Origin of the sequence: Pontibacter sp. Tf4 (assembly GCF_014212495.1) — a bacterium.
Lineage (GTDB): Bacteria > Bacteroidota > Bacteroidia > Cytophagales > Hymenobacteraceae > Pontibacter.
Map to the genome: position 1 here is coordinate 249,183 of NZ_JACKZC010000001.1, position 24,585 is coordinate 273,767.

At 46.7% G+C, this 24,585-nt stretch carries 23 protein-coding genes; 16 read left to right on the top strand and 7 right to left on the bottom strand.

The window, feature by feature from the left end; all coding sequences use genetic code 11:
- Nucleotides 1-14: 14 nt before the first annotated feature.
- Nucleotides 15-947 carry a mechanosensitive ion channel family protein gene (locus tag H7F15_RS01035; RefSeq protein WP_185195090.1) on the top strand — a complete coding sequence of 311 codons (933 nt, stop codon included), beginning with the start codon at nucleotides 15-17 and terminating at the stop codon, nucleotides 945-947.
- A gap of 57 nt (nucleotides 948-1,004) precedes the next feature.
- Here the strand turns inward: H7F15_RS01035 and H7F15_RS01040 are convergent, their stop codons facing one another.
- From H7F15_RS01040 to H7F15_RS01065, 6 genes are all read right to left on the bottom strand, one after another.
- Complete coding sequence (locus H7F15_RS01040) at nucleotides 1,005-1,343, bottom strand: hypothetical protein (RefSeq protein WP_185195091.1); 339 nt, start codon at nucleotides 1,341-1,343, stop codon at nucleotides 1,005-1,007.
- A gap of 199 nt (nucleotides 1,344-1,542) precedes the next feature.
- The gene (locus H7F15_RS01045; protein WP_185195092.1) at nucleotides 1,543-1,734 is read right to left on the bottom strand and encodes a FeoB-associated Cys-rich membrane protein; all 192 of its coding nucleotides are present in this window, start codon (nucleotides 1,732-1,734) and stop codon (nucleotides 1,543-1,545) included.
- Between the two features lie 34 nt (nucleotides 1,735-1,768).
- The gene (locus H7F15_RS01050; protein WP_185195093.1) at nucleotides 1,769-2,572 is read right to left on the bottom strand and encodes an inositol monophosphatase family protein; all 804 of its coding nucleotides are present in this window, start codon (nucleotides 2,570-2,572) and stop codon (nucleotides 1,769-1,771) included.
- A 38-nt stretch (nucleotides 2,573-2,610) separates the two neighbouring features.
- Nucleotides 2,611-4,293, bottom strand: a complete 1,683-nt coding sequence (gene lnt, locus H7F15_RS01055; RefSeq protein ID WP_370523356.1) for an apolipoprotein N-acyltransferase — start codon at nucleotides 4,291-4,293, stop codon at nucleotides 2,611-2,613.
- On the bottom strand, nucleotides 4,259-4,945 hold the full coding sequence (rsmI, locus tag H7F15_RS01060; protein WP_185195094.1) for a 16S rRNA (cytidine(1402)-2'-O)-methyltransferase: 687 nt from the start codon (nucleotides 4,943-4,945) through the stop codon (nucleotides 4,259-4,261). Before rsmI ends, lnt begins: the two co-directional genes overlap by 35 nt.
- Before the next feature lie 121 nt (nucleotides 4,946-5,066).
- Complete coding sequence (locus tag H7F15_RS01065) at nucleotides 5,067-5,321, bottom strand: 4a-hydroxytetrahydrobiopterin dehydratase (RefSeq protein ID WP_185195095.1); 255 nt, start codon at nucleotides 5,319-5,321, stop codon at nucleotides 5,067-5,069.
- A gap of 130 nt (nucleotides 5,322-5,451) precedes the next feature.
- Here H7F15_RS01065 and H7F15_RS01070 point away from each other — a divergent pair, with 130 nt between their 5' ends.
- The 8 genes from H7F15_RS01070 (at nucleotide 5,452) to rpiB (ending at nucleotide 14,460) form a co-directional block, all read left to right on the top strand.
- Nucleotides 5,452-6,312 carry an SDR family oxidoreductase gene (locus H7F15_RS01070; protein ID WP_185195096.1) on the top strand — a complete coding sequence of 287 codons (861 nt, stop codon included), beginning with the start codon at nucleotides 5,452-5,454 and terminating at the stop codon, nucleotides 6,310-6,312.
- An 80-nt stretch (nucleotides 6,313-6,392) separates the two neighbouring features.
- A complete protein-coding gene (locus tag H7F15_RS01075) occupies nucleotides 6,393-6,695 on the top strand; it encodes a hypothetical protein (protein WP_185195097.1) in 303 nt (100 codons plus the stop codon).
- A 71-nt stretch (nucleotides 6,696-6,766) separates the two neighbouring features.
- On the top strand, nucleotides 6,767-6,994 hold the full coding sequence (locus tag H7F15_RS01080; protein WP_185195098.1) for a hypothetical protein: 228 nt from the start codon (nucleotides 6,767-6,769) through the stop codon (nucleotides 6,992-6,994).
- Nucleotides 6,995-7,084: 90 nt separating this feature from the next.
- Nucleotides 7,085-7,780 carry a metallophosphoesterase family protein gene (locus H7F15_RS01085; RefSeq protein WP_185195099.1) on the top strand — a complete coding sequence of 232 codons (696 nt, stop codon included), beginning with the start codon at nucleotides 7,085-7,087 and terminating at the stop codon, nucleotides 7,778-7,780.
- A 519-nt stretch (nucleotides 7,781-8,299) separates the two neighbouring features.
- Complete coding sequence (locus tag H7F15_RS01090) at nucleotides 8,300-11,725, top strand: IPT/TIG domain-containing protein (protein WP_185195100.1); 3,426 nt, start codon at nucleotides 8,300-8,302, stop codon at nucleotides 11,723-11,725.
- 166 nt (nucleotides 11,726-11,891) lie between these two features.
- A complete protein-coding gene (gene glyA / locus H7F15_RS01095; RefSeq protein ID WP_185195101.1) occupies nucleotides 11,892-13,166 on the top strand; it encodes a serine hydroxymethyltransferase in 1,275 nt (424 codons plus the stop codon).
- 17 nt (nucleotides 13,167-13,183) lie between these two features.
- The gene (gene tatC, locus H7F15_RS01100; protein WP_185195102.1) at nucleotides 13,184-14,023 is read left to right on the top strand and encodes a twin-arginine translocase subunit TatC; all 840 of its coding nucleotides are present in this window, start codon (nucleotides 13,184-13,186) and stop codon (nucleotides 14,021-14,023) included.
- Nucleotides 14,023-14,460: a ribose 5-phosphate isomerase B gene (gene rpiB, locus H7F15_RS01105; protein WP_185195103.1), complete on the top strand. Its 438-nt coding sequence runs from the start codon at nucleotides 14,023-14,025 to the stop codon at nucleotides 14,458-14,460. Before tatC ends, rpiB begins: the two co-directional genes overlap by 1 nt.
- A gap of 12 nt (nucleotides 14,461-14,472) precedes the next feature.
- Here the strand turns inward: rpiB and H7F15_RS01110 are convergent, their stop codons facing one another.
- Nucleotides 14,473-15,855 (bottom strand): hypothetical protein, encoded by a 1,383-nt coding sequence (locus H7F15_RS01110; protein WP_185195104.1) that lies wholly within the window; start codon nucleotides 15,853-15,855, stop codon nucleotides 14,473-14,475.
- A 103-nt stretch (nucleotides 15,856-15,958) separates the two neighbouring features.
- Between H7F15_RS01110 and rbfA the strand changes: the two genes are divergently transcribed.
- From rbfA to H7F15_RS01145, 7 genes are all read left to right on the top strand, one after another.
- Nucleotides 15,959-16,372, top strand: a complete 414-nt coding sequence (gene rbfA, locus H7F15_RS01115) for a 30S ribosome-binding factor RbfA (protein ID WP_185195105.1) — start codon at nucleotides 15,959-15,961, stop codon at nucleotides 16,370-16,372.
- A 21-nt stretch (nucleotides 16,373-16,393) separates the two neighbouring features.
- Nucleotides 16,394-17,203 carry a bifunctional 2-polyprenyl-6-hydroxyphenol methylase/3-demethylubiquinol 3-O-methyltransferase UbiG gene (locus H7F15_RS01120; RefSeq protein WP_185195106.1) on the top strand — a complete coding sequence of 270 codons (810 nt, stop codon included), beginning with the start codon at nucleotides 16,394-16,396 and terminating at the stop codon, nucleotides 17,201-17,203.
- A 104-nt stretch (nucleotides 17,204-17,307) separates the two neighbouring features.
- Nucleotides 17,308-18,531 (top strand): ABC transporter permease, encoded by a 1,224-nt coding sequence (locus tag H7F15_RS01125; RefSeq protein WP_185195107.1) that lies wholly within the window; start codon nucleotides 17,308-17,310, stop codon nucleotides 18,529-18,531.
- 185 nt (nucleotides 18,532-18,716) lie between these two features.
- The gene (locus tag H7F15_RS01130; RefSeq protein WP_185195108.1) at nucleotides 18,717-21,641 is read left to right on the top strand and encodes a DEAD/DEAH box helicase; all 2,925 of its coding nucleotides are present in this window, start codon (nucleotides 18,717-18,719) and stop codon (nucleotides 21,639-21,641) included.
- A gap of 240 nt (nucleotides 21,642-21,881) precedes the next feature.
- On the top strand, nucleotides 21,882-22,322 hold the full coding sequence (locus H7F15_RS01135; RefSeq protein WP_185195109.1) for a hypothetical protein: 441 nt from the start codon (nucleotides 21,882-21,884) through the stop codon (nucleotides 22,320-22,322).
- 64 nt (nucleotides 22,323-22,386) lie between these two features.
- Entirely contained in the window at nucleotides 22,387-23,859 is a 1,473-nt protein-coding gene (crtD, locus tag H7F15_RS01140) for a 1-hydroxycarotenoid 3,4-desaturase CrtD (protein WP_185195110.1), read from the top strand.
- Between the two features lie 3 nt (nucleotides 23,860-23,862).
- Entirely contained in the window at nucleotides 23,863-24,546 is a 684-nt protein-coding gene (locus H7F15_RS01145; protein ID WP_255481022.1) for a carotenoid biosynthesis protein, read from the top strand.
- Nucleotides 24,547-24,585: the final 39 nt, after the last annotated feature.

Consider the following 24,585-nt stretch of genomic DNA (forward strand, 5'->3'; position numbering starts at 1 on the left):
GAGCCCTACTCCGTATGAACGACATCGACAAAGCCCTTGAACTGCTGCTTACCAAGCTGGAACTATGGGGCCGGCACCTTGTGCTGATGCTGCCCAACCTGTTTCTTGCACTGCTTATTCTGGTCATCACCTTTTATGTAGCCCGCCTCATCCGCAAAGGACTCGAGAAAGTAATTGCCCGCTTCTCGCACAGCCCTGCCCTGAACAACCTTATTTCCACGCTGCTTTACCTGGCTATCGTCATGATCGGTTTCCTGCTGGTGCTGAGTGTGTTGAAGCTGGATAATGTGGTGGTGAGTTTGCTGGCTGGTGTGGGTATAGTTGGTCTGGCGCTGGGCTTTGCGTTTCAGGATATTGCGGCCAACTTTATTTCGGGAACTATCATAGCGGTGCAGAAACCATTTGGCGTCGGCGACATGATCGAAACCAACGACTACTTTGGTGTGATCGAACGCATCTCGCTCCGGACTGTAAATATCAGGAAAGTGACCGGTGAACTGGTGATGCTGCCCAATAAGATGGTGTTCGAGAACCCGGTTACCAACTACTCTTTTCACGGTATCCGGCGCGTAGATTTGGATGCGCGCATCTCATACGACGAAGACCTGGAGCAGATACAACGAATTGTTATTGAAGCGCTGCAGGATGTAAAGAACCGCGTAAAGACCCGCGATGTAGAAGTAGTTTATGATAAGTTTGATGAGAGCTCCATTAACTTTAAAGCCCGTTTCTGGGTAACCTACACCCGGCAGTTTGATTACGTAAGTGCTAAAAGCGATGCGATCATCCGCATTAAAAAAGCATTCGACGAGCGTGGTATTGTTATCCCGTATCCTGTTCGGGTGCTGGACTTTAACACGAAGCACAGCGAAGCGTTATCAGACCAGCTGGGTGCTATTAAAGTGGCTATTAAGAATGATGATAAGGAAGATAAGCAAAGAGACTAAGCTGCAACTATAAACTATAAAACAGAAGAGCCGGCTACATTTGGCCGGCTCTTCTGTTTACTTATCTCTTTTATCCAGGTTCTTACCTAAATCCTCTACCTGTTTCAGGAAGCTGTCTACACCGGTATCGGCATAGGGGCCATACGAGTTAGAAATGGTACCTTTCATACCGCTGGAGGTTTCAATTGCATACAGTATCGACATATCGTCCGGGTTGCTTTCCCCTTCAAAACGATAGAAGTCCACGATACGCACCTGGTCGGCAGCAAACTGCTCTTTTTCTTCCATAGTGCACAATTTACCTTCTCCGGATACTTTAAAATCGTACTTATAGCCGTCCTTGCGCAGGCGGTTCAGCACGTTTACCAAAGATCTTTCTTCTACTTTATCTTGCATGATATTTTACGTTAAGTTAATTCAGTTCTAGCATTATAAGTTGGCTATAGAACTATACGCAAATTATGGCTTTGGTTATGTGCACAACTATAAATTATGGGCGTAAAATGCCCTTTCTGTACGCTCAGGTTGCCTGTAAAAAGAAAAGCGCCACCTGTTTGGGCAGCGCTTTTTATCGTTTATAGTTGCAGACTATAGTTTATATTTTAGGCAGTGCAGCTTGTTTTCGCCGCTCCATCTCCTGCTCTATCTTTTTAAAATCGATGCCACCGCAGGCGCCGCAGCTTTTGGCACAACCTTCGGCTTTGCTACTGAAGGTGCGGTACAACATACGGGCGATATAAGCTACCGCCACTACAAAAAGTACGAGAATGATGATTTGCTGTACCATGATATTGTTACAACTATAAGCCGGTATAAAAAGTTTAAGACAGCGCCTGTTTCCAGTGCAAAGCTATGGTTTTAAGCATCTCGTTGTGGATGTTGCCGTTACTTGCCACAATCTCGCGTCCGAAAATATAGTCGCCCCCATCCGTAAATTTAGAAAGTTTTCCGCCTGCTTCTTTAACTATAACTACTCCGGCTGCTACATCCCAGGCATTCAGGTTGTACTCAAAAAAGCCTTCGAAGCGGCCAGCGGCTACATAAGCCAGATCCAGCGCAGCCGAACCAATGCGGCGCACACCATGCGAGGTTCCCATAAAAGCCCCCAACACCTGCAGATACTGCTGTGTCAGGTCGAAATCGTAGTACGGGAATCCGGTCGCGATCAGAGAATCCTTCAGCGCCGGGGCATCCGAAACATGGATCTGTTTATCGTTCAGGTAAGCACCATTGCCTTTGGTGGCGTAAAAGCATTCGTTGTGCATCGGGTTATAGATCACGCCCAGCACTACTTCATCGCCTTTCATCAGACCGATGCTTACGGCAAAGTGGTGCAGGCCGTGGGTAAAGTTGGTGGTGCCATCCAGCGGGTCGATGATCCAGTTATAGGTTTCTCCTCGTTCGGTAGCTGTTTCTTCTTCGGTTATAAAGCCGGCTTCGGGCAATGCTTTGCGCAGGTCGTCTACCAGTTGCGCTTCGGCCTGTTTATCTACATACGACACCAGGTTGTTGAAGCCTTTCATCTCTATCTTAGAACGGTCGAAGTTTTCGGCTTCGTGTTTTATAAAGTCTCCGGCGTGGCGGGCTATCTCAATTACGCGTTGGCAAAGTTGCTGCAGATCCATAGTTTATAGTTATGTGGCAAAGTTTATAGTTACGCAGGTTAAACGCGGCTTGCTACTTTTGCCTCGGGTTTTTGTTTGTTTCTGTTGATGACAGCGCCAACTATAGCTCCCGCAAAAAGCAGCAGCGCCAGCCATAAACTGGAGTGGCCAATGTATTCGCCGTGGCGGGTATAAAAGGTCAGCTCAGTATTAGCCAGTATAGTTTGCGACAGTACATCCTGCACCCACCACTCGGAGCGGTCGGTTATCTCGCCTTTCTGGTTGATGAAGCCTGAAATACCGGTATTGGCCGACCGGGCAATGCTTCTTCTGGTTTCTATAGCGCGCAAGGTTGCGTATTGCAGGTGTTGCTTGTAACCCGGAGAGTCGCTCCACCAGCCGTCGTTGGTGATCACAAAGATCAGGCTGGCTCCGTTCTTCACATACTCCGACACATATTCGCCATAAATAGACTCGTAGCAGATAACCGGCGCGGCGCTAAAGGTACTGTCCAGAGCGTGGTAAAACACGTCGCGCGTATCCTGGCTGCCCTGGCTACCTACAGTGCCACCTAAATCTATCGCCAGCGGTCCTAAGAATTTAAAGACTTCCGGGTAAGGCAGCTTTTCTACGCCCGGCACCAGTTTCGATTTATGATAAATATCGATCTCGCCGTTGCGGTTAATGTGCATGCCCGAGTTAAAGGAGTCGTAATAGCCAAAGCCTTCAAGGTGGCGGATAGTAGGGCTGGCATCTTTGTTATCGCCGTAAAACGTGTAGCTGTCGAGCCCGGTAACCAGTTCTGTTTGCGGGTGGCGGTTCACAAAATCCTTCAGCTCCTGTATGGATCGATAATTATGGAGTTGCTCTTCCCAGTAGCCCTGGTCCTGCCGCAGCGCAGTTTCCGGCCACACTACAAACTTTGTATTCTTCGTGATCTTCTGTTCCGACAGGTTGATAAGGCGTTGCTGCTGCTCTTCATAAGGAATAAAGTTTTCGTGGCCTGAGAATTTTTCGCGGTATGGGTCGATGTTTGGCTGCACTACCACCACTTCGGTTGGCGTGCCTTTCTCTTCGTAAGTGGCCAGTATGCCAAATGATATAACGATAGGCGCAACTATAAGCACCAGTGGCAACCACAGTCTTTTAAGCTCCACACGTTCCTGCGGGTAATTCTTGATCACTAGGAAGATGAGTACATTTACCAGCAGCACCCATACCGAACCGCCTAAAAAGCCAGTGTACTCGTACCACTGCACCCAGGTGTTAAGCGTGGCAAAGCCATTACCCAACGTCAGCCACGGCCACGACAGATCCCAGTTCAGGTGGAACTGCTCAAAAGCTATCCAGTAAACTATAAAAGAAATGTAGCCAATGGTGTTGCCCAGGTATTTGCGGGTAAAGTAAAAAGCCATTAACGGAATACACATCAGGGCTGCATTGAACAACACTGCTGCTATACCGCCCGGCAAGGTAGAGTGCGACACCCACCAGGTAGTAAAGGCGTTCCACAGCACCATAGCCACATACGACCACTTAAAGAATGTAAAGCCCGGCGACTTGTGCTTGCCGCTCTCAACTATAGCTTTCTCCATGTATAGCAGCGGCACAAACCCCACAAACAGGAAAAAAGCCAGCGGTTTGGTAGGCCAGCCCAGCCATAGTAAAAGCCCCGTAAGGAGCGCTGAGAAAGGAACTATATAAGGGCTATTTACTACCCTGTACAACAATGACGAATTCACCTTTAATTGCTTTGGTTGTAAAAGTTTGTATCAGTTCGTCGAGCGTACCATTTAGGGTCTCTTCAAACATTTTAGATATTTCACGTGAAACAGATGCCATGCGCTCGCCGCCGAAATACTCTTTAAACTGTGTTAGGGTCTTAAGTAGACGGTGTGGAGATTCATAAAAGATCATCGTGCGTTCTTCTTCGGCCAGGCTTTGCAGGCGCGTCTGGCGGCCTTTTTTTATAGGTAGAAATCCTTCAAACGTAAACCTATCGGTACTAAAACCTGATTTAACCAGCGCCGGCACAAAAGCAGTGGCTCCAGGTAAGCACTCCACTTTCAAGTCATGCTTCAGGCACTCGCGCACCAGGAAAAACCCCGGATCCGAAATGCCCGGCGTACCGGCATCCGAGATCAGTGCCATTACTTCGCCGGCTTTCAGTCTGTCAACTATATGGGCGGTGGCTTTGTGCTCGTTGTGCAGGTGGTGGCTGTGCATGCGCTTCTCAATACCCAGATGCTGCAGCAGTTTGCCGCTGGTGCGGGTATCTTCTGCCAGTATCACATCTACTTCTTTCAGTATCCGGATAGCACGCAGCGTAATGTCTTCCAGGTTGCCGATGGGGGTGGGTACCAGGTATAGGTTTGTTTTTTCAGGTTCCTGCATGCTGCAAAGATACTATTTTAATTGCTGATTGTCAGTTGCTGATTGTTTGTACGTTCAACTATAGACGCTTGTCAGGCACCAAAAATCATAGGCTCTATTCCTAACAATCAACTACCAGCAATTAAAGTTCAGAAGCGGTTATCTGATCGTAAATTTCGTCGATGCGACGGGCCAGCTTAATATCTTTCTCGGTAACCATATTGCCCGCATCGTGGGTGGTGAGCTCGATTTCGATCTTGTTATACACATTGCTCCACCACGGATGATGGTCCATTTCTTCGGCTACATCGGCTACCTGTTGCATAAAGTGCATGGCCTGTTTAAAATCCTTGAATGTAAGGCTGCGGTGCAGTTTATGACCTTCTTCTTTCCACATAGTTTCTCGGGTTATAGTTGCTTATACTTCATAAAGGCGTTTAACGATGAGCTGACAACGCATTAAAAATGGCTGGCGTATAGTTTAAAATTGTAATGATTACAGCTACAAACCTAAAGCTACCAAAACTATGAAAAACAAACCGAAGAAATTGCCGGCACAGGAGCAGAAAACCCAACCTGGGAAAGAACATAAAATGACACCAAAACCCGAGTACATCCGGGAGAACTATAAAGGCAGCGACAAACTGAAAGGTAAAGTGGCCCTGATAACCGGTGGCGACAGCGGCATTGGCCGGGCTGTAGCCGTTCACTTTGCCCGCGAAGGCGCCGACATAGCTATAGTTTACCTGAACGAAGACCGCGACGCCGAAGAAACTAAGGACTTTATAGAGCAGGAAGGCCGTAAGTGCCTATTGCTTTCCGGAGATATCGGAGACGAAAAGTTCTGCCAGCAAGCGGTAGCGCAAACTATAAAAGAGCTGGGTAAGCTGGATATATTGGTAAACAACGCTGCCGAGCAACACGAGCAAACCGACCTGACAGACATCTCTAAAGACCAGCTACAGCGCACCTTCCAAACGAATATCTTTTCGATGTTCTACATCACCAAAGCAGCCCTGGAACACATGAAAGAAGGAAGTGCTATAGTTAATTCTACATCGGTCACCTCTTACCGCGGCAGCGATCATTTAATGGACTATGCCTCTACCAAAGGTGCTATAACGGCCTTCACCAGATCGCTGTCGGCTAACCTGGCTGAGAAAAAGATCCGTGTAAATGCCGTAGCTCCCGGACCCATCTGGACACCGCTCATCCCAGCTTCGTTTGATGCGGAAAAGGTTAAAGAATTCGGGCAGAATGTGCCGCTCAAGCGCCCCGGGCAGCCATCCGAAGTTGCGCCAGCCTATGTTTTTTTAGCTTCTGATGATGGCTCTTACATAACAGGCCAGGTAATCCATGTAAACGGTGGTGAGCAGGTAGGATCGTAGCAATTGCCCAACCATAACTATGGAAATGGAGTAAAAAGGGTAATGCTATAGAGTAGCAGAGAACTATAATATTAACAGTTATGGCTGAAAATAAAGAAGATAAGAACTCACTAAAAGGGCAGGCTCCGAATGAGCGGCCTGTGCGGGTGATCGAAGAAGATACAAGTGAACTGGAAATGCGTGCCGGACATATTATACCAGGTGCAGATCCGCCTAAGAACGAGCATCAGCGTGGTGGCTTCGGTAACCGCGACGGCAAAGAAGGCTTCGGTAGCGATACCGCTTCGGAAGGACCATCTGCCACCGGCGTGAACGATTTTGCCGATGACGGTACGCCGCCACCGGATAACATGCGCACCGAGGACGAAGGAAGGGGAACCTGATAACACCTGCAGTATTTAACTTGCTGAAAAGTGGCAAGAAGTTGTTTAATAATTTAGAAAAGGAGGATAAGATGCCATCATATAAGCATACCCAGCCTGGCGGCGAAAATAAAGGAAACCCGACAGGCAGAGGACAGGATAAAGCCGGTGTAAAACCAACCGGCGAGAAAAATGAAGCGTTACGTAATAAGTATACCGAAGGCGCAGATGAAAAACCAGCCAACACCGGTAATGTGCTTAAAAACAACGATAACCGAAATACAAACAAGCCGGATTTGGACAAAGGCAAGTACAATTAACTATAGCCGGCCCAGATAAAAATAGCACCTGCTCAACACAGGTGCTATTTTTATGATACTTTTGCCAAACTATAGTTTAACCAATCAACAATGGCTCGTTACGCCCTTACGGATGTTCATGGCTGTGCACAGACACTCAAAGCAATGGTGTTGGAGCAGCTTTCTCTGCAAAAGACCGACGAGCTTTACATTCTGGGCGACCTTGTAAACAAAGGACCTGACAGCAAAGGTGTAATAGATTTTATAGTTCACCTGCAAAAGCAGCACTACAAGGTACACTGCCTGCGAGGCAACCACGACCAGATGCTGCTGAAAGCTGCCAGCAAAGGAGACGCTGCCCTGAACCCCACTTCTATCGAGAAAGAACTACTACTTCAAAGTTTCGGCATCCGCGACCTGGAGCACCTGCCTTCCAAATACAAAGCTTTTCTGAAAGAGCTCCCCTACTACTTGGAACTGCCGGATTACTTTCTGGTGCACGCCGGCTTCGATTTTAAACAAGCCGACATTTTCAAAGACAAAGAGGCTATGCTCAACATCCGGGGTTACAAACCAGATCCGGGTAAACTCAATAATAAACGATTACTGCACGGGCACACACCTACCGCGCTACATACTATCAAGAAAGCTGTGGCCCATTCCAATTATCAGGTAAACTTAGATGCCGGCTGTGTCTATTATAAAAACGCCAGTTATGGTAATCTGGTAGCTTTAGACTTAGATTCACAAGAGCTGTTTGTTCAGCCCAACCAGGACAGACCTTACCCCGTCGCCCGCAAAAGCTAATGGCAATGTACGAATTGAAATTTCACTTCTGAGTGACAATTCTGTTACCCTATATTGCATATTTTAAATAACCGATTGTGTTTCTGCCAAGATGCTATCCTCATAAGTGGGTAGAATTCTTGCCTTCCCTCCAGTCATTCCAACTACTTATTTTCCAATTATATATTCAGAAACACAAACGATCTTTTTTTTTGTACTTTTAATGTTTCGTTTTGTGAGAATTTTCTTTGAAAATAGTTTTAAGGTATTCTTATAGTTTTTATTTTAATTAGATTATACTTGTTAAGAAGCTGTAATACAGTGGTTTGTGTGATTGATATAGAGCGCATATTATAAGGTTGCAATATTTTGAAAAATGCATATTATATTTTGTAATTTATCATGTTTGCAGTTGAAACTATAAAAAAATAGTTATAAAGGTGTTGTGCAAGTGATGGATAAATTATCTTATTTTGCATATAACTTTCAAGTTGCAATAAGCTTACTTACAATATTTTAACAAGCTACCGATTTCAAGCTATGGCACGTTTCTACCCTTACCCTTATAGTTCAGCGCTTATAAGAACGTTGCTGCTAATTTTTTTGCTGGTATTTATAGTTGCTGGGTACGCGCAGGCACAGACAGCCCCTACTATTTCTAATTTTTCTCCAATATCCGGACCAGTAGGGACAGAGGTGGTTATAACTGGAAGTGGGTTTGCTACAGCCAATATGGTTTATGTTGGTAGTGAGGCAACTCTCGCTTTTGAAATTTTAAGTGATACCCAAATAAAAGTAAGCGTTCCGGCAACAGCATCAAATGGCAGGATACAGGTACATACAAGTGTAGGGGCTGCCTCCAGTTCAACTAACTTTACCGTTAATGGTGCACCAACTATAAGCAATTTTGTTCCCACCACAGGTCCGGTAGGTACGCCTGTAACTATAACAGGTACTAATTTAGAGGGTGTAACTTCTATGTCAATAGCTGGTGCCACTGTTACAGATTTTATTGTTGTCAGCAATACAGAGATCCAATTAACTATTCCGACTGATGCCTATAGTGGTGGTGCAAGAGTAACTGCCAATCATGGTTCGGCAAGCGGTTCACAAAGTTTTACAGTAACTGGTACACCAACCATTGTTTCTTTCGATCCTACCTCAGGTCCAGTAGGTACTACTGTAATAATTAAGGGTACAGGGTTTGATAATATTTCTTCCGTAATAGTAGGAGGAGCCGCAGTATCAGGCTTTACAAGAATAAGTGCCACAGAAATCAAAGCAACTGTGGCTTCAACTGCTGCTGGCGGTACAGTACGCGTAATAACGAGTGCAGGTGCTGGTGTTGGTTCTGGAAACTTTAATGTAACGGGCACTCCAACTATAACCTCTCTCTCAGCAAGTTCTGCACGTGTAGGACAGGAAATTACCATAAATGGCTTGGGTTTCTCAGGTGCATACAGAGTATATTTTGGCAGCGGCTACACAGATGAAGTAACTATTATAAATGGTGATCAAATTAAAGCAGTTATACCTAATACTGCTTCAACGGGTAAGGTAACAGTTTATACATCTATAGGTCGTGCAACAAGTGCAAATAATATTTCTATTGAAGGCGCACCTGTTATCAGTTCTTTCTCTCCAACTTCTGGTAACGTAGGAACTGTCGTAACGATTAGGGGCAAAAATTTTACAGAAGCAAATACGATAGTGTTTGGGTCAGGTTCCACAACTAACTTTACTGTTATAAGTGACACAGAGATAGAGGTGCTGGTACCATCTGTAGCTTCTTCCGGTATCGTTAGAGTTTATGCGAATAGTGGCCGTGCTTTAAGTTCAGGTCAATTTATACTAAATAACGCGCCGGTTATTACTTCTTTTTCGCCTACGTCAGGTCCTGTTGGTACAGTGGTAACAGTATATGGTGAAAAATTTACGGGTACCAGTTCAGTGTATGTTGGTAGTGGCTCTACTACAAACTTCACAATCGTAAATGATAATGAGTTGCAAGTGACAGTTCCAGCAACAGCTACAACAGGTAAAGTTTTGGTCAGAACTGCTACAGGTCAGGTTTATAGCACAGACGTCTTTAACCTTACTGGTGCACCAGAAATATATTCTTTTACGCCACAGTCAGGGGCTATTGGAGATGTAGTTACCATTAAAGGTATAAATTTTACCGGAGCTACATTAGTCTACTTTGGTAGTGGAAGCACAAATACTTTTACAATAGTTAACGATACAGAAATTAGAGTAGCAGTACCAACTTTAGCATCTACTGGTAAAATACAGGTTCATACACCCAATGGAAAAGCGTATTCCAAAACTAATTTCACGGTCACAGGAGCACCAGTCATTACATCTTTTACACCACACTCTGGCCCTGTAGGAACAGTAGTGACTGTTTATGGGGCAAATTTTACAGGTACGAGCGTAGTGTATATAGGTAATGGCTCTACTACTAACTTTACTGTTGTTAATGATAATGAATTGACAGTAGTAGTTCCAACGCTTGCTACAAGTGGCAAAATTTTAATAAGAACGGCTACTGGTCAGGTTTACAGTACAGATATTTTTAACCTAACTGGTGCGCCTGAGATACATGCTTTTAGCCCTACATCAGGCCCTGTAAATACTACTGTTACTATTACAGGTAAGAATTTCACTGGGGCAACATTAGTTTATTTTGGTAATGGCGGCACAAGCAAATTTGATAAAATTAGTGATACTGAGATAATAGTTAGAGTGCCAACTGCTGCTTCTACTGGACCTGTGCAGGTTCGTACGCCAAACGGTAGGGTATACTCTTCAACAAACTATATTGTAACAGGGACACCTGTAATTAGCTCATTTACACCTCTAGAAGGGGCTATTGGAACAGAGGTTATAGTTACCGGATCTAACTTTATAGGTTTGAGCAGAATATATGTTGGAAATGGTTATACTACAAATTTTACGATCCTGAGTAACTCCCAGATTAAATTCGTAGTTCCTGCTAATGCCAATGATGGTAAGGTAATGTTAGAATCAACAAATGGACGTGAATACAGCACACAAAACTACAATGTAACTGATCCTTACCTAAACGTAACCAAACCCGACATTACCTTCAACCGAGGCCAATCCTCTACCCAAGAATACCAAGTTAGCGGACTCGGCCTCAAAAATGGTCAGGCAGTTACGATTAATGTAGGTGAGGCTAGTCCATTTACTATTTCTCTAAACCCGGGAGATGGCTTTGGGAAAACTATTACGCTTAATTCTGTAGCAAATAATAGATTAAATGACACTCCTGTCTATGTAAAGTACACAGCTACTGAAACTGATACAGAGGCTGAGTTTGAGGTGCAACATGTGCAAACATCTGTTGCGCAAAAGGCACTAAGAGTTGCTATAATTACCCCACTTCCAGTTGAACTAACATCCTTTACGGCGAAGTTGACCAATGGAACAGTGCGGTTGGATTGGAGTACAGCATCTGAAAAAGATAACTCTCACTTTGAGATTGAGCGGTCGAGCGGGAATATGAGCAACTATAGAAAAGTGGCAAGAGTGGATAGCAAAGTGGGCACGAGCGCGATCACAATAAACTATAGCATCTTGCTGAACTATAGCAGCAACGGGCAGACAGAGTACTATCGGTTAAAACAGGTAGATTTTGACGGAACGGCTACCTACAGCAGGTCGGTGGCAGTAAGGCCTAATATGGTTGCCAAGCCAACGCTTATAGCGCCGAACCCAATAGCAGCAGACTCCAAAATTTACCTGACGGCACAGCAGGCCGGAACAGCCATTGTAAGGGTAACATCTATCAGAGGCAAGCAGATTTACTTTGAGCAGATGCCGGTACAGGCGGGAGAGAATGCGCTTCCGCTTAGCAAATACAAAAACCTGATGGCTGGTATCTATATTGTAACAGTAGAGTTCGACGGCAAGCAGGAGTTTATAAGAATTATGAAGAACTAATTCTTCAGCCAATGTTACTAACAAAAGCCAGGTTCCGGAAGGACCTGGCTTTTGTTTTGACCATTTATAGTTGGGCAGGTGGTAAGTGCTTTATATAAACCCGTTAAACATTGGTTTATTTCGGGGCATACGTTAATTTTGGATAATTATCATTTGACTAAATAAGATGCAGAAAGATACCGCTATATTCGACCTTATTGCAAAAGAAAAAGCCCGCCAGTTGCATGGCATAGAGCTGATCGCTTCCGAGAACTTTGTATCGGAGCAGGTGATGCAGGCTATGGGCAGCGTAATGACCAACAAGTATGCAGAAGGCCTGCCGGGCAAGCGCTACTATGGCGGTTGCGAAATTGTGGACCAGTCTGAGCAGTTGGCTATAGACAGGGCAAAAGAGCTGTTTGGGGCAGAATGGGTGAACGTGCAACCTCACTCCGGAGCGCAGGCGAATGCAGCGGTAATGCTGGCTGTATTGCAGTCAGGCGATAAAATTCTTGGTTTCGACCTGTCGCATGGCGGACACTTAACACATGGGTCTCCGGTAAACTTCTCAGGTAAATTATATCAGCCTTCTTTTTATGGTGTAGAGCAGGAAACCGGCCTGATCGATTTTGACAAAGTAGTAGAAACAGCCAGACGCGAGAAACCGAAGTTGATTATCTGCGGAGCATCGGCTTACAGCCGCGACTGGGATTATAAAAAGCTGAGAGCTGCCGCCGATGAAGTTGGTGCGCTGCTGATGGCTGATATCTCCCACCCTTCCGGTCTTATAGCAAAAGGACTGCTGAACAATCCATTTGAGCACTGCCATATTGTTACTACTACCACCCATAAAACTCTGCGTGGTCCTCGTGGCGGTATGATTATGATGGGCAAAGACTTTGAGAACCCGTTTGGCTTGAAGACACCAAAGGGCGAGACACGTATGATGTCGTCGGTATTGGACGGTGCGGTGTTCCCGGGTACGCAGGGTGGTCCGCTGGAGCACGTGATTGCTGCCAAGGCCGTGGCTTATTACGAAGCACTTTCAGATGACTATATGGGTTACATAAAGCAGGTGCAGCAAAACGCACAGGCGATGGCGAAAGCTTTTGTAGAGCGTGGCTATAACATCATTTCAGGTGGTACTGATAACCACATGATGCTGATCGACCTGCGCTCTAAAGGCCTGACCGGTAAGATTGCTGAAAATACACTGGTGAAAGCCGATATTACGATCAACAAAAACATGGTACCATTCGATGATAAGTCACCGTTTGTTACATCTGGTATGCGCATCGGAACAGCCGCTATCACAACCCGTGGTCTGAAGGAAAACGATATGACGCGTATTGTTGAGCTGATTGATAACGTGCTGACAAATCACGATAATGAAACCAAAATTACTTCGGTAAGAAACGAAGTAAACAACTGGATGCAGCAATATCCGCTGTTCGCTTACTAATTACAGGATTCTAATTGATGGATCAACAATTTCTGGATGAGGAACCGAAAGAGATGTCCTTTGTGGACCATCTGGAGGAACTGAGATGGCATCTTATACGTGCGGTAGCCTCGATCTTTATTTTTTCTGTTATTGCTTTTTTAGCCAAAGGCTTCGTTTTTCATGATATTATTCTTGCGCCGGCTCGCCCTGATTTCCTGAGCTACAGGGTAATGTGCGAGCTGGGCAACGCGCTTGGCATGGAAGCCTTCTGCATTGATGAGCTGGGCTTTACCATTCAGAGCCGGCAAATGAGCGGGCAGTTCTCTATGCACATGCTGGTATCCGTAGTGCTGGGGCTTGCCTGTGCTTTTCCGTATGCGTTCTGGGAAATATGGCGATTCGTTAGCCCGGGTCTGTATCCGCAGGAGCGTAAAAGCTCACGTGGGGCAGTGTTCTTTGTATCGGTGCTGTTTATGATGGGCCTGCTGTTTGGATATTACGTGGTGTCACCTATATCCATTAATTTCCTGGCAGGCTATCAGGTCGATCCTTCCATCGTGAATGAGTTTGACCTATCGTCTTACATTTCCACCCTTACAACTCTTTGCCTGGCCTGCGCGCTTATGTTCCAGATGCCGGTAATCGTTTATTTCTTTACAAGGGCAGGGTTGCTGACACCGGAAGTTATGAAACTATACCGCCGGCATGCCATTATCGTTATACTGGTGATAGGTGCTATTATTACACCTCCGGATGTTGTCAGCCAGCTGCTGATCTCTATTCCGCTGATGCTGCTGTACGAGGCAAGTATAATTGTATCGGGCTCTATCCGTAAAAGTGATCTGAAGAAGTTAAATCAAAACAATACGATCTGATGGCTTACAACATTGCAATTGGCGGCGACCATGCCGGCTATACGTATAAAAGCTTACTGATAAAGCTGCTGAAAGAGCTTGGGCATGAAGTACAGGATTTTGGACCGGGCTCTGAAGCGTCGGTTGACTACCCCGATCATGTGCACCCATTAGCAAAAGCTGTTATTGCAAAAGAGGCTGATTTTGGTATCCTGATTTGCGGAAGCGGTAACGGCGTAGCCATGACGGCCAATAAGTACAAGGAGATAAGAGCTGCCTTGTGCTGGCAACCGGAACTGGCCAAGCTTGCCAGATCGCACAACGACGCCAACGTACTTTGCATACCCGCCCGCTTTGTGTCGGAAGAGGTAGCTGAAGAAATGGTGAAGGCTTTTCTGAGCACCGATTTTGAAGGGGGCCGCCACCAGAACAGAGTAAACAAGATAGCCGCCTGCTAAGCGGCTATTATATTATTGTTTTAGCCGGTAAATGCCTGCCTTGTCGGTAAGGCTATAGTTGCTGAAGATGGCAGGAAGCTTATACTGCAATTGCTGCATCAGTGCTTTGTCTACTATAATATAGTCTGGCTGTTCGGCCTTAAAATTCTGGTAGATATTGAATAGCGCACTATAGGTATCTAACCTTCCAAAGTCGCGTTGGGCTAGTTGCCAGTCTAAATAAGGGGTGGCTGGTTTGTTTTGTATATAGTAGCGCGCGTCCGGCCCGAGCACAAGCACGCGTGCATTTACAGGTGTATCCGGTATAGTTTCTTCAGAAATAAGCGGTGTGCTTAAACCCAGCACATCGCGGTAGCGGATAAGCAGCGCAGCAGTAAATAAAAGCATAAAGGCGAGGTTCATGATCCAGCGCTTCATGTTGCTTGTAAAAAGAAATACACCGAAGTAAGCTATAGTTGGCAGCAGCAGAATAAATGTGTTGGCCGATATCTCGTCGCGGGAAATGGACAACAGCACAGCTACCAGCAACCACACCCACATTACCTGCTGAAACTTAACCTGGAATACCAGCCGCTGCGGCAGAGACAGGGATGAGAGCAGCGAAAATACCAACACAAGTACAGGCAACAGCATCAGTTTGGCCAGGTCGGCGGGCGGCATGGCAAACGCTACCTTAAACTGCCAGGGCCGGAACAAATGCATCACCAGGAACTCGTCAAGCGTGTCAGTATAGAAATAGAAGGTAAGCAGCACCGCATACGGAAACAGAAATCCGCACAGCATCAGCAAAATGCTCCTGAATGTGTTGGAGGCAAAAAGCAGCACTGCAAAAATTCCCACCAGCAGGTACAGGCCGAGCGGCAGGTAACACAAGGCGGCAAGCCCCAGTATAAATCCGCCTACAAACAGGCGGTTGTTCTCAATCCCCTCCCGCGAAACCGTGATCAGGTATGGCATTGACAGGATAACAAAAGTATGGCCGATCAGCAGGGGCGTCAGCATGCCAAACTCATAGGTTACACTGCCCAGCACTAGGTATAAAAGTGCAGGGATATAGTTTTTCGTAGCGAACGCCTGGTAACGGTTAAGAATAGAGTTAAATGAAAGTGCCTGCAGCAGCAGCAGGGCAATGGCTACCAGTCGGTACGTAAGTATAGAGCGGCCAGCCAGTAAATCCACCAGCCAGTAAACCATAGCCGAAATGGGTGCTGTGTCGTCGTATAGTTGCCTGTACATGGCAAAGCCATCTGCCAGCCGCTCTCCCACCAGCATAAAGTATAGTTCCTGCACGGTGCCCCCTGTAAACAGCAGGTACAGCGGCAATTGTATAGCCAGGAAAAGCAGAATAAGCAGAAAAATTCGGGAAGGCAGTATGCTTCGGAAGTAACTTACCAAGGAAAGAGTGAGTTAGAGACTACTATAAACCAATTGGCACCTGAAATGAATAAGGCGCTTTTGGGGTAAAAATGCAAAATAAATATGATATTTGCATCTTCGTATGGAAAGTAAAAGACAACAGAAATTCTCACGCCTGATACAGAAAGAGCTGGCTGAAATCTTTCAGAGAGAGACTACGCACCTTTTTGGCAGCGCCTATATCTCGGTTAGTGCAGTACGTGTATCTCCGGACCTGGGGATTGCTAAAATATACCTGAGCGTGATGATGGCTCCTAACAAAGAAGAACTCTTGCAGGAGATCCGCATCAATACCAAAACATTACGCCACTTCCTGGCGCAGCGTATTAAAAGCCAGGTGCGCATTATACCGGAGCTTATTTTTTACCTGGATGACACGGCCGATTACGCTGCCAAAATAGATAAACTGTTTGACGGGATCGAGATTCCGCCAGCCGACAAAGATTACTACGACGCCGACGACTACATCGACGATACCGACAACGATCATAAATAGCCATAGTTTCGCTTCACCCTTATGCAATACGACCCGATAAAGCGGGTACTGGGCGACGTTTTTAACAAAACGCCCTTCCTGCGTCGTGTATTTTTTAATTTACTGGACCTGTTGCTGCTGCGTACGTGGCATGTACATAAAGAGCTCCGCAAGTGGGCCGAAAGCCGCCGTGGCCAGGAACAGAACATTTTAGATGCCGGTGCCGGCTTCGGGCAGTACACCTACTACCTGTCTGGCATGAGCTCGAAGTGGAACATTCTGGCTGTGGACGTAAAAGAAGAGCAGGTATCGGATAACAACCGGTTTATGCGCGCCCTGAACAGGCACAACGTCCTGTTTAAAATAGCAGACCTGGTACATTTCCGCCAACCAGAGACCTACGACCTTATCCTTTCTGTAGACGTGATGGAGCATATCCTGGAAGACGTGGATGTGTTCGAAAACTTCTATGCCTCGATGCGTCCGGGCGGGATGCTGGTTATTTCTACTCCATCTGACCAGGGAGGCTCCGACGTGCATGGCGACGACGAAACATCTTTTATAGAAGAGCACGTACGCGACGGGTATAACATAAACGAGATACAGGAAAAGCTGCGCACTGCAGGTTTCAGCAAGATAGAAGCCCGTTATTCTTATGGCAAGCCGGGGCAGATCTCCTGGCGACTGTCTATGAAGTACCCGATGCTGATGCTGAACACATCAAAACTATTCTTTATAGTGCTGCCGTTTTACTATCTTGTTACATTCCCGTTCAGCCTTGTACTTAACTGGCTGGATGTGAATAACCGCCACACATCCGGCACCGGCCTTATAGTTAAAGCCTGGAAGTAATTGATGGTTGATTGTTAAATTGTTGATTGTTGTATCAGTATGTAACTATAGTTCGATTAAACAAGAAGTTAAAAACAATTAACAATCAGCAATAAGCAATATAAATGAACGTCCCTTTTCTCATAGCAAAGCGCTACTTCTTCTCTAAAAAGAAGCGGAACATCATCAGCATAATTTCCAATATTGCGATGATAGGCGTAGCTGTGGGCTCTATGGCGTTGATTATAGTGCTATCGGTGTTTAACGGGTTAGAGGATCTGATCCGGAAAATTTACTCGAGCTTTGACCCGGACCTGAAGATAACGGTGGTAGAGGGCAAGGCTTTTGAGACCGATACCGAATTTATGAACCGTATCCGCCGCTTGCCGGGCGTAGCTGTGGTATCGGAGGTGATTGAAGACAATGCCCTGCTCCGCTACAACGACCGCCAGATGGTGGTGAAAATGAAGGGCGTAAGTGAGAACTTCTTTCAGCAGAACGAGATAGACACATCGGTGGTGGAAGGCCAACACGAGCTGATTCGCGATGGACAGTATTATGCGTTGGTGGGCCGCGGTGTGCAATACCAGTTATCTATAAAGCCCGGAAACCAGTTTGTGCCCATGCAGTTCCTGTATCCGCGCAACACCAAGTTTAACCCCATGAACCCCGAAGGCGCTTTCAACAGTTTGCCTATACTACCGGGCGGAGTGTTTGCCATTGAGCGCCAGTACGACGATGCTTATGTTTTTGTGCCCCTCAATTATGCCGCCGAACTGCTGGAGTATGGCCGTAAGCGCACTGCCCTGGAAATAAAGGTGGAAGATGGCTACCGCATTGAGCAGGTAAAACAATCGTTGCAGCAACTATTGGGCGATAAATTCAGGATACAGAACAGCGACGAGCAACACACCAGTTTGCTACGGGCCGTAAAAGTAGAGAAGCTGTTTGTATTCGTAACATTCGCCTTTATACTCTTCATAGCGTCGCTCAACATCTTTTTCTCCCTTTCGATGCTGGTTATCGACAAGAAGAAGGATATTGCCATACTGGCTTCGATGGGCGCCACGGCCACTACCATCCGGAACATCTTCTTATTTGAAGGAGCGCTGGTTGCTTTTATCGGGGCTGCCTACGGGCTGTCGATGGGTATGCTGGTGTGTAACCTGCAGCAAACGTTTGGTCTGGTAAGCATGGGCATGGCCACATCGCTCATCGAGGCGTATCCGATCAAGATGAAGATCCAGGATTTTGTATTAACCGGAGCAGCTATCGTTATCATTACCTTGTTGGTTTCTATCAGGCCGGCACGCAAGGCTGCTGCCATGTCGGTAACCGAGAATATTTAACTTTTCCAGCCCTGCCCCAACTAAAGTTCCGGGGTATTTTTCCTGATTTATGTTGTGTTATAAAACATTAGCCTGCTACTTCGGGTTATTGCCTGAAATTACGCGTGCATACCAACGAAAAGCCTGATTTTAATAGGTTCTGACCATAATTAGAGGTAAATTCGTAGTCCGAAATTGTATCTGGCATGAAAGTTCACACTACTCAGCCTTTTCAGGTAGTTTATTCCTTGTTCGAGCACGAATACCTCGGCTTCCTTTTTGAATCTTTTGTAGTTCAGGTGAACTCGCGTGGGCAGCTCACTTTTCAACATCAGAACATCTCCGCAAAGAACGCCGAAGAGTTTGGCGCACGGCTCGATGCTAATGATTTTAAGCTGGTGCAGCTCATGGACCAGATACAGCAGGATGCAGTCCTTAAAAAGTTCTCGCCTAAGAAGATGTCGCCTGCTGATTTTTTCCTGAAAGTTTACGACCCTGAAAAAGGAGACAAGCCGCTGCAGGAAAGAATAAGCCAGCACATGCAGTCGCGGATGAGCAAAATACTGGATATGTTGCCGGGTAAGCAGACCTATATTATGGGCAAGGACGGCGAACCAACCTGGAAGAAACTCACCTTTGCGCCAGAGAAAGCATCGGTGCTGTTCCATTTCCGCCGCAACGAAGACAATACCCATTACTTCCCGACTATAAAATATGCCGGCCAGAAGCTGGAGTTTATGTATAAGGGGGCCTCGCTGCTTTGCTACGAGCCAGCCTGGCTGATGCTGAACGATACTGTCTATAGTTTTGACAAGCCGATAGATGGTAAAAAGCTGCAGCCTTTCCTGAACAAGAAGTTTATAGCTATTCCCCGCAACTTAGAAGAGAACTACTACCGCAAGTTTGTAACCCAGCTGGTGGAGTCGTTTGATGTGTATGCGAAGGGCTTTGATATCAACACCGATAAGTATAGCCCGCAGCCGTTGCTGCAATTCTCCGCTATAAAAGCAGCAAACGTGCCGGAGCTTTTTGCCAAAGGTTACTCTGAAGCAAAAGCAGACCGCGAGCCGGATAAGATCCTGTTTGAGCTGAACTATAGGTATGGGCAGAGCGAAGTACCGGCATCTGAAAACAAGAAAGTAAGCGTACACCTCGAAAAAACAGCTGAATCTTACATCTTCCACAGGCTGAGCCGCGATACCACCCGCGAAAAAGAGATCTGTAAAGAACTAAGTAAAACCGGACTGGAGCTGAAAGCCGGGAAAGCCGTGCTGGAAAAAGGCGAAGCATTTGCCTGGCTTGGTGCCAACATACCGGTGCTGGAGGCCAAAGGCTACTCTATAAAACAGTTAGACAGGAGCAACAAGCATTACTTTGTGGGCGATGTGGCCATAGAAGTAGGCATTACGGAAAACAACGACTGGTTTGATGTGCACGGCAGTGTGCGTTTCGGCGAGTTTGTTATCCCGTTTATAAAGCTGAAGCACCACATCCTGACTAAAAACAACGAGTTTGTGCTGCCTAACGGCCAGGTAGCCATTATTCCGGATGAGTGGTTTACGCAGTACATAGAGCTGTTCGCGTTCTCGGAGGGCGATGAGCAGATGACCTTGCGCAAACACCACATGGCCCTGGTAAACGACCTGCAGAACGGCAACCTGGCGCAGGTAACTATGAGCCGTAAGCTGGAGAAATTGCGCGAGTTTGAGACAATAGAAGACCATCCGCTGCCGGCCGGTTTTATGGGAGAGCTTCGGCCTTACCAAAAGGCGGGCTACAACTGGCTGCATTTTGTGCAGAACTATAAGTTTGGTGGTTGCCTTGCCGATGACATGGGCCTTGGTAAAACCGTGCAGACGCTGGCCATGCTGCAACACCGCAAAGAACATGGTGCTGAGGCGGCATCGCTGCTGGTAATGCCTACTTCGCTGATCTATAACTGGATGCACGAAGCACAGAAATTTACGCCAAACCTGCGTGTACTGACTTACACCGGCACCTATCGCAACAAAGATATCTCGCAGTTCCAGGACTACGATGTGGTGCTGACCTCGTATGGCATTGTGCGCCTGGATGCAACGCTGCTGCAACAATACTACTTCGACTATATTATTCTGGATGAGTCGCAGGCTATTAAAAATCCGGATTCTACTACCTCCAAATCGGTAAGGGCGCTTAAGTCGAAGCACAGGCTGATACTTACCGGTACGCCCGTGGAGAACAGCACGATGGATTTGTGGTCGCAGATGTCGTTCATTAACCCGGGTCTGTTGGGTAATCAGCACTTTTTCAGAAAAGAGTTTCTGAAACCGATAGAGAAGCTGAAGGACGAGCAGAAAACCCGTAAGCTGCATGCGCTGATCAAGCCGTTTATTCTGCGCAGGCACAAGTCGCAGGTGGCTAAGGAGTTGCCCGAAAAAGTAGAGCACACGACTTTCTGTAAAATGACGGAAGAGCAGGAGCACGCTTACGAAGAGACCAAATCGTATTACCGCAACAAGATATTAAAAGACCTGGAAGAGAACGGACTGGCCAATACACAGTTTGTGCTGTTGCAGGGCCTGATGAAGCTGCGCCAGATTGCCAACCACCCACTGATGGCCGACCCGAACTATGAAGGCGAATCAGGGAAGATAAAGGAAGTGCTGCGCTTAACCCGGAATGTGGTGGGCAAAGGGCATAAGGTGTTGATATTTAGTCAGTTTGTAAAGCACCTGGAAATTGTGCGTGCTGCCCTGAACGAGCGCGATATAAAATATGCGTACCTGGATGGCAACACTAAAAACCGGCAGGCCCAGGTAGAGCTTTTCCAGAAAGACGAAAGCATACAGGTTTTCCTGATCTCGATGAAAGCCGGTGGCGTAGGCCTTAACCTGACAGCTGCAGACTATGTGTTTATCCTGGACCCATGGTGGAACCCGGCCGTAGAAGCACAGGCCGTAGACAGGGCGCACCGCATCGGGCAGCAGAACACGGTATTTACCTATAAGTTTATCACTAAAAACTCTGTAGAAGAAAAAATACTGGCCCTGCAAAACCGCAAACTGCAACTGGTAAACGACCTGATCTCGACTGACGAGAACGTGATCAAAAGCCTGACCAAGGAAGACATAGACAACCTGCTTAGTTAATTGTTGATTGCTGGTTGTTAATTGCTGACCTGGTAAGGATTAAAAGCCGCTGCATTTATAGTTGCAGCGGCGTTTTTATTGGCACAAACTATAACTTTTATAGTTGTCTATAGTTTACCTTCAAACACAATCTATTGTCATCCCAACGTCTGGAGAGATCCGTCTTAAGCTGTGACAGATTTCTCGATAGGCTCGAAATAACAATACAAAGTTTACCAATCAGCAATCAACAACCAAACAGTGCAGCTACATCTTAAGACCAATGTCAGGCAGAACTATAGGCAGGTGTTTGATGCATTTGATGAACAGCTGTTCCGAAAACTGGCACCGCCCTACCCTAAGTTAAAGCTCATTAGGTTTGATGGCTCTGAACCCGGTAATGTGGTGGAAGTAGAACTACAGACAGGCATAAAATCCTATAGTTGGACCAGCCTGATAACCGAGCGAACTATAACCGACACCGAAGCCTGGTTTATAGATGAAGGACAAATCCTGCCGCCCCCACTCAAGCGATGGCACCATAAACACCTGGTAACGGCAAATAAAAGCGGCGCTACCATCCACGACATTATAAACTATAGTTCGGGTAATAAGATGTTAGATCTGGCGCTTTACCCGTTTATGCTGGCAGGCTTTGGCATGCGCAAACCAATTTACCAGAAGGTGTTCGGTAAAGTATAAGTCACGAAAACCTTTCGGGGAGATTTGAGTTTAGTGCACAGGATATATAAACGTACCCCAACGCATGGCGAAAGCGGCAATTATCGGAGCAGGTATAGGTGGCATTGCAGCAAGCATACGGCTGGCTGTAAAAGGCTATGCTGTTACGGTTTTTGAAGCCAACGAGAGCTTTGGCGGTAAAATGCACGAGTTCTGGCTGGGCAACTATAGGTTTGATGCCGGCCCCTCGCTGTTTACCTTGCCGCACCTGGTAGATGAACTGTTTACCTTAGCCGGCCGCAACCCATCAGACTACTTTACTTATACCCGGTTAGACCCGATCACACATTATTTCTGGCCGGATGGCAGCCGTGTAAAAGCCTGGGCCGAGCCGGAGAAATTTGCTGCGGAAGCCGAACAACAGTTGGGCGTGCCGAAAGATGCCGTACTGAAAGCCTTAGCCAAAAGTGCCCGGCTCTACAAAGGCACCGCCGATACCTTTCTGCACAAATCGCTGCATAAACTTAATACTTACCTGAGCCCGGATGTGCTGAAATCGCTGCAATGTTTGCCGGACCTGGGGCTGACCACCACCATGCACGATGCCAACTATAGTTTGTTTAAAGACCACAGGTTTGTGCAGCTGCTCGACAGGTTTGCGACCTACAACGGCTCCGACCCTTACCAGGCACCGGCCACACTTAACATTATCCCGCATCTGGAGCATGGCATCGGCGCTTTTTACCCGAAGGGCGGTATCTATAGTATAGCAGCCAGTCTGGTAAAGTTAGCCGAAGAACTGGGTGTGCAGTTTAACTATAACGAGCCGGTCGAGCGGATTGTGGTGCAAAATGGCAAAGCAACGGGCGTACAAACTATAAAAGGCAACTATAGCGCAACTATAGTGGTGAGCAACATGGATGTAATGCCAACTTACCGCAAGCTAATGCCCGACCAGCCGGCACCGGAAACCACACTAAGACAACCACGCTCCAGCTCGGCGCTTATCTTTTACTGGGGTATAAAAAAAGCATTTCCGGAGCTGCACCTACACAACATCTTCTTCAGCCAGAACTATAAAACTGAGTTTGAGCACATCTTCCAGCATAAAACCATCAGCCCCGACCCGACGGTGTACGTCAACATTACCTCTAAGCTGGAACCTGCAGATGCGCCAGCCGGTAGCGAGAACTGGTTTGTGATGGTAAACGTTCCGCACAACCAGGGGCAAAACTGGGCAAAGCTTACCGCCGTTACACGTGAAACAGTAATCCGGAAGCTGAGCCAGATGCTGCAAACCGACCTGGAACCGCGGATAGAAGCAGAACAGGTGCTGGATCCGCTGACGATAGAAGCACGTACTTCGTCGTTTGCAGGGGCTTTGTATGGCAGCAGTTCCAACAACCGGATGGCAGCTTTCCTGCGTCACCCAAACTTTAGCAGTAAACTGAAAGGGCTGTATTTTTGCGGCGGCAGTGTGCACCCTGGTGGCGGCATCCCCTTGTGCTTGTTATCTGCTAAAATTGTGGCCGACCTGGCTCCTGCCCCTAAACTATAGCTTATGAACATGACCGAAACGATACAGGATAGAACGACACTGGCCGCGCCTAAAACAACGATAGGTTTTTGGGTAGCGCTGGTAGTGCTGGTTATTTTTCATGCCGTAGGTTTCTGGGGGCTGCAGTTTAGCGGCAAGCCTGTCTATTTTCAGGAACTTACGCCGTTAAACCTTATTCTTACCAACATTCTGCTTTTTAGCCTGCACCGCCACTGGAACCTGACGTTTATAGTTTTTGCTTTTGTGGTAACTATAGTTGGGTTTCTGGCAGAGGTGCTGGGCGTGCACACCGGCTTGCTTTTTGGCAACTATAGTTATGGCAACGCGCTTGGCACAAAACTATGGCAGGTGCCCCTGCTTATTGGCCTGAACTGGCTGCTGCTGATCTATAGTACCGGAACAATAACCAACCGTTTAAATCAGCCTATAGTTGTAAAAGCGCTGGCCGGCGCAAGCCTGATGTTGCTCTATGATTTTTTTATGGAGCCGGTAGCTATGCAATATGATTTCTGGGACTGGAAAAACAGCCACGTGCCATTCTCTAACTACCTGGGCTGGTTGGGGTTGGCTTTTGTACTGCACCTGTATTTTCATACCTCTGCCTTCTATAAGCAAAATCCGCTGGCACCTTTTGTGTACATGGTGCAGCTGCTGTTCTTCGTAGCTTTATTTCTGTTCCTGCGCTAAATAAAAAACTATGTATTAAAAAACTATCTATAATTTTAC